This is a genomic window from uncultured Cyclobacterium sp. (assembly GCF_963976465.1).
Lineage (GTDB): Bacteria > Bacteroidota > Bacteroidia > Cytophagales > Cyclobacteriaceae > Cyclobacterium.
Genome location: NZ_CAXBOC010000390.1, coordinates 1 through 5634, shown reverse-complemented (window position 1 = coordinate 5634; position 5634 = coordinate 1). Strand labels below are relative to the sequence as shown.

4 protein-coding genes are annotated in these 5634 nt (G+C 37.6%); 3 read left to right on the top strand and 1 reads right to left on the bottom strand.

Going from position 1 to position 5634, the window contains the following annotated elements; genetic code table 11:
• Positions 1–674, top strand: a 674-nt coding sequence (gene argC / locus AAC037_RS18600; protein WP_339904693.1) for an N-acetyl-gamma-glutamyl-phosphate reductase, incomplete at its 5' end; no start/stop codon positions are given.
• A gap of 15 nt (positions 675–689) precedes the next feature.
• Positions 690–1901, top strand: coding sequence for a bifunctional glutamate N-acetyltransferase/amino-acid acetyltransferase ArgJ (argJ, locus tag AAC037_RS18595; protein WP_339904691.1), 1212 nt, complete (start codon positions 690–692; stop codon positions 1899–1901).
• 162 nt (positions 1902–2063) lie between these two features.
• Here the strand turns inward: argJ and AAC037_RS18590 are convergent, their stop codons facing one another.
• Positions 2064–2603 (bottom strand): hypothetical protein, encoded by a 540-nt coding sequence (locus tag AAC037_RS18590; protein ID WP_339904689.1) that lies wholly within the window; start codon positions 2601–2603, stop codon positions 2064–2066.
• A gap of 232 nt (positions 2604–2835) precedes the next feature.
• Between AAC037_RS18590 and AAC037_RS18585 the strand changes: the two genes are divergently transcribed.
• Positions 2836–4587, top strand: coding sequence for a c-type cytochrome (locus AAC037_RS18585; RefSeq protein WP_339904687.1), 1752 nt, complete (start codon positions 2836–2838; stop codon positions 4585–4587).
• Positions 4588–5634 lie beyond the last annotated feature (1047 nt).

Below are 5634 nucleotides of genomic sequence, written 5' to 3'. Positions count from 1 at the left end.
ATAAAGGATTTGACAAAGCTGTGTATGGAATGCCTGAATTGCATTATAAAGACATAAGTGAAGCTAGCTTAATAGCCAACCCCGGCTGTTATCCCACTGCTTCTGTTTTAAGCCTTGCACCCTTATTTGAAGCCGGCATTGGCAATACAGCAGGAGCGATAATTGATGCCAAGTCAGGAATTACCGGTGCAGGAGTCAAGGCCAGTAATACCACCCATTTCTCCAATGTGAATGACAATTTCAAAGCCTACGGAATAGGTACACATAGGCATACTGTAGAAATTCAGGAGCAGCTTTCATTTTTACTGAAAAAATCCGTTATTTTACAGTTTACGCCTCATCTCTTACCCGTTGATAGGGGTATATTGGCTACCTCTTATATAGCCATTGATACAGAGATGGACCAAGAAAAGTTGACCGCTCTTTACAGGGATTTTTATAAGAATAAGCCCTTTGTGAGATTGAGAAATCAAGCGCCTTCGATAAAGGAAGTAAGGGGAAGTAACTACGCAGATGTATATCCATTTTGGGACCAAAGAACCGGAAAAGCAATTGTCATAGCTGCAATTGACAATTTGGTCAAAGGTGCAGCAGGTCAAGCTGTTCATAATATGAACATTATGTTGGGATTGAATGAATCCATTGGTCTTCTACAGGTTCCAATGCAACCATAAAATAAAAAATATCTAATGATTAAGAATATAACCAGTGTAAAAGGAATTAAATGTTGGGGGGCTCATTCCGGAGTAAAATCAATGAGAAGGGATTTGGCCATCATATTTTCGGAAGTACCAGCGGCAGCTGCGGCTACACTAACTCAAAATAAAGTTCAGGCGGAACCTATCAAGGTTACCCAACGAAATCTTTCCAATAACAAAGCCCAAGTGATAGTTTGCAACGCGGGAAATGCCAATGCATGTACAGGGGAGCAGGGGAGAGAAGGAGCAGAAGCGATGGCCGATACGGTAGCTGCTGCCTTGAAAATTTCCCCGGAAGATGTGATTGTAGCCTCTACAGGTTTAATTGGAGAGCCTTTTCCTACAGAAGATGTGGTGGAAGGAATCAAAACCACGGTGCCAAAATTATCCAACGATGCCAAGGCAGGTTCTTTTTTAGCCAATGCAATCCTAACTACAGATACTTTTGCTAAAGAGGGTTTTGTAGATTTTGAATGGGAAGGAAAAACCATAGCAATTGGTGGTGTGGCCAAAGGTTCAGGAATGATTCACCCGAACATGGCAACCATGCTTTCTTTCCTGGCAACAGACATAGCCATTGATGAGAAGTTGCTGCAAAAAACACTTAAATATTGCGTAGACAGGTCGTTTAATATGATCACCGTGGATGGAGATACATCTACAAATGACATGGTAGCCATTTTAGCCAACGGAATGGCCGGAAATGAAAAAATAACCAGTGAAGAGGATCCACTATACCTTAAATTTAAAGAGAAGCTGAAAGAACTTTTGACACATTTGGCCAAGCTAATTGTTTCTGACGGTGAAGGAGCATCAAAATTCATAGAGTATAAGGTCTCAAAGGCTATTTCTGAAAATGTGGCCATGAAACTTATCAGGGCTATTTCTGACTCTACTTTGGTGAAAACAGCCATGTTTGGACGTGACCCCAACTGGGGTAGAATTATTGCAGCCTGTGGAAATGCAGGTATCAGCTTTAATTATAAAAAAGCCAATTTGTACCTTGGAGATGCCGACAGCCAAGTTCAGGTGCTTCTAAAAGGTGCTCCGACGAAATTTGATAAAAATTATATGAAAAAACTACTTAGAGAATCTCATATAATCGTTCATTTAGAACTAAATACCGGAAAGCAAGAAGCTACAGGCTGGGGATCAGACCTTACCACTGATTATGTGATGTTCAATTCAGTATATACAACTTAATCAAAAAATGTGCTAAGGAAAGGTTTGCTGTAATCTTTCAAAATATTTTGATTGTCAAATCAATGATCGAAAATAAAATACTATAGTAAAGATAAAATGCCTCTAAGTGATTTTTAGAGGCATTTTATATATATATGGAGAGCACTTAAGAAAATTGAGAAACTAGTTTATACCAACTAAGACATAAGCTACTCTGGCTCCCAAAAAAGCCAATTGAAAGGGTGAGCCTCCTGATTGCTGATACCGAAGACTGAATTCTAACTGATTAAATACGTATCCTATTTCTGCAGAAAAAGCAAATTCAAAGTCATTGGAAGAGGTTTTACCCAATTGATTTTTGCTACTGTTGATCAATAATGCTGCACCAATTTGGGGTTCAAAGAAGAAAGATTCCCTATATACTCTGTATCCAACAAATACAGGGATTTGGTGTAAGCTTATGCTCTCGCCTTTTGGAAGAATATTATTTGAATTTAAAGGGAAATACAAATAATGCCCTGAAACTGAAAATTGTGAGTTCATGGCCATACCCAATAAACCTTTAACGGAAGCCCCAAAGCCCGCCGGGAATTGGGATTGATAATATTCATTGAGCACGCCTCCTGCATCAAAGCCAATATTAAATTGGTTGGCACCTATTTGAGCCTTGGAAACAAGGTTGATTCCGGTCAATAAAATTATGGTTACTACTAGTTTTTTCATGATTTGCAATAACAAGTGTTGTTTATATCGGAGTAATCCAAGTTAGTAAATTTTTATTGTTCATTCCTTAGTTTCAAAATGAAATAAGTAGTAATTCATTGACAAAAAAGGGAAAGAAAAGTGTAAAGACTGATATTAATTTTGCTTTTATTACAGAAATAATTAGGAAACGATATAATCTTACCAACATTTTTTTAAATTATGGGAATAATTTAATTATAAACCCAAGATTATGAATGGCCGTTTTCTATTGATATTTTTATGCTATTTGTTGACCACTATTTCCTGTCAAAATCCTAGTGGAAATAAAGTAATATCAGAAGCTTCTTGGTTGGTACCTGATTCAATAGCATTGCCTCAACAGCCTGATGTAGATAATAATAGCATAGAAAAAGGAAAAAATTTATTTCAAATTTATTGCTCTACATGTCATGGGGCGGGAGGAAGGGGTGATGGAGCGGCCGGGCAAGCAATGGGTGCTCAGCCTGCAGATTTGACTTCCGAAACAGTTCAAGCTCAATCGGGTGGAGAAATTTTCTATAAAATAGCAGAAGGTAAAGGTGTTATGCCTTCATTTAAGGACCTATTGACAGAAGACCAACGATGGGCTTTGGTGAGCTTTATTCAGCAGCTTAATGAAATGCAGTCTAGTGAAGCGAATGCAATTAACCCTGAACCCCTTGTGCCGGGTTTGGAAATTGAACATTTTACTAAGGTAGTCCCCAGGGTGGTGAGAATATGGGAAGGGCCAGGTCAATATATCTGGTATGCCACCATTGGAGGAGATGTTTATAGGCTACCTATGGAAGATCCACACCAATTGGAAAAGATGCTTGAATTGTCAGCGCATGGAATTACTAGGCTTCAAGGAGCCACCATGCACAATGGACAATTGTTTTTATCCGGCAATGTTAGGGTCAACGAGGATAAAGGAACTTTGGGAAGAATGGTGCGGGTAAACTGGGATAAATCAGGCCTTGCCCAAGTGACCATGATGTTTACAACCGCAGAATATGGTACGACGAATACTCCGTTCGACCATGGTTGGTCTGCTTTGCAGGTGAGTGAAGATGGGAAGAGTATATTTGTAGTAAGTGGTAGTCGAACCGATCATGGAGAAGTTCAAGATAATTTAGGAGCTTATCCCGACGCGCGTGATGTAGCCCTTACTTCTAAAATATTCCGTATTCCCATTGAAGCAGAAAACCTACTGCTTCCCGATGATCTTAAATACCTAAAGGATAATGGTTACCTATATGCCGAAGGCCTTAGGAATGCCTATGACCTAACATTAGACCCTGACGGTCGACTTTTGGCTGTAGTCAACTCCGGTGATTATGACCAAAATGAGGACATGTATTGGGTGCGAGAAGGTTTTCATTATGGCTATCCTTGGATTATGGGCGGTATGGAAACACCACAGCAGTATTCTGATTGGTTTCCCGACCCATCTAAGGATCCATTCTTAAATGAAGGGGCTGCAGCATGGCCGGATGATTTTTACAATGATCCTCAGTTTCCTAAAAAACCTGAGGGTATTAACTTTGGTAAAAGTATAGTGAATTATGGTCCGGATGCTGATAAATTTAGGGATAAAACCACCGGTGAAATTCAAGATGCATCAGATTTGGGTCTGGGGATGACGACATTTACTCCACACTCTTCTCCACTGGGTCTAGTCTCTGATAATGGGCATGCACTTCCGGGTAAATATAAAGGTAAAGCAATGGTTCTTAGGTATACCAATGGCAATAAGTCAGCACTTATGCAACCATTTACTTCAGAAGGGGAAGATCTATTGCTGTTAGATTTACAATTTTCTAAAGAAGAAGAAAATTATAAAATGAATACATTTAGAATAGCTAGCGGTTTTACCCAGCCTGTAGACGCTGTTTTGATTGATGAAAATTTATACGTAATTGAATATGGGGGATGGAAGTTAGGAGGCAATGTCTGGAAAATAACATTTAATGACGCTCAATAACCTGGGTTCGACTTAGTGTTTTGAAAAAATCATCATTCCGAGAATAAACATTTTGAAGACACTTAGCTCCTTACCCTTGGTTTTAAAAACCAGTCATTGATAGGTTTAGGGAGGGGTTTAATTTGTGGAAGCTGTAGGAATCCCGAACAAAAAATAATGCTACTACCTTTCCTAACTTAGAAAGCGCTAAAAAGGGTTAGCAGTGATGACTTAACCGTGTTTAAAAACAATTTAATTTGGGCTGGGTTCAATAATTTTTTTTTTATAATTCCATGGATGAGCCTAATTGAATGGATTCATCAAAGTCTATTTTTTGAATGAATAAGCACTTAATTCCTATTTACATGGTGATTCAATTTGTGTGCTTAATGATTCAAGGCCTGAACAGGTCTTGTTCTTCTTAAAAATTCATTTATTCAGTAATGAATAGGGGACAGTACCTGGGTTTTACGAATAATTTAGAGTTTCCTAATCAAGATTGCTTTTCGATTTGGCAACATTCGGGCTTTAATGTCCATTTCATAATTATTAATGATAAATAGGTGAAAAAAAATTAAACATTTTCAAATTTCTTCTGGCAGGGTTTTCTAAAACTTGATAATAAATTTTATGGTAAGTACTATAATTTTAATAGTTATCTCAATTATTTTAGTTATTTAGGGTAGTTAAAAAAAAAATATAAAAAAGTATCGAATACTTTTGTAAAATAATATTTATAGGTATATTTGTAATACCAAATCGGAAGAAATGGTAATTGTAATACCCCGAAGGGGAAGCGGAGATGAGAAATCATGGTAGGTTCAAATCCTTCTATTACAACTTTGGTTATTTTGGGTTTATTGTTAATTGACTTAAGCTATGAAAAAATTTTCATAGCTTATTTTTATCACTAAAAAAACTACATAAGTAGTTGTAAATGCATGCGTGTTGAGTGTTCTATCCAACAAAAAAAAGCGATTCCCCTTAAAGGAAGCGCTTTTTTTTTACTAAGGAGCTGGAGATTGTCAATAACCCAAAATTTTCATCATATCATTGCTTTCCTGTTCC

What these genes read in the sequence shown, in the direction of transcription:
- AAC037_RS18590 (WP_339904689.1), bottom strand. Translation starts at nt 2,603, where the DNA reads ATGAAAAAACTAGTAGTAACCATAATTTTATTGACCGGAATCAACCTT.
- AAC037_RS18585 (WP_339904687.1), top strand. Translation starts at nt 2,836, where the DNA reads ATGAATGGCCGTTTTCTATTGATATTTTTATGCTATTTGTTGACCACT.
- argJ (WP_339904691.1), top strand. Translation starts at nt 690, where the DNA reads ATGATTAAGAATATAACCAGTGTAAAAGGAATTAAATGTTGGGGGGCT.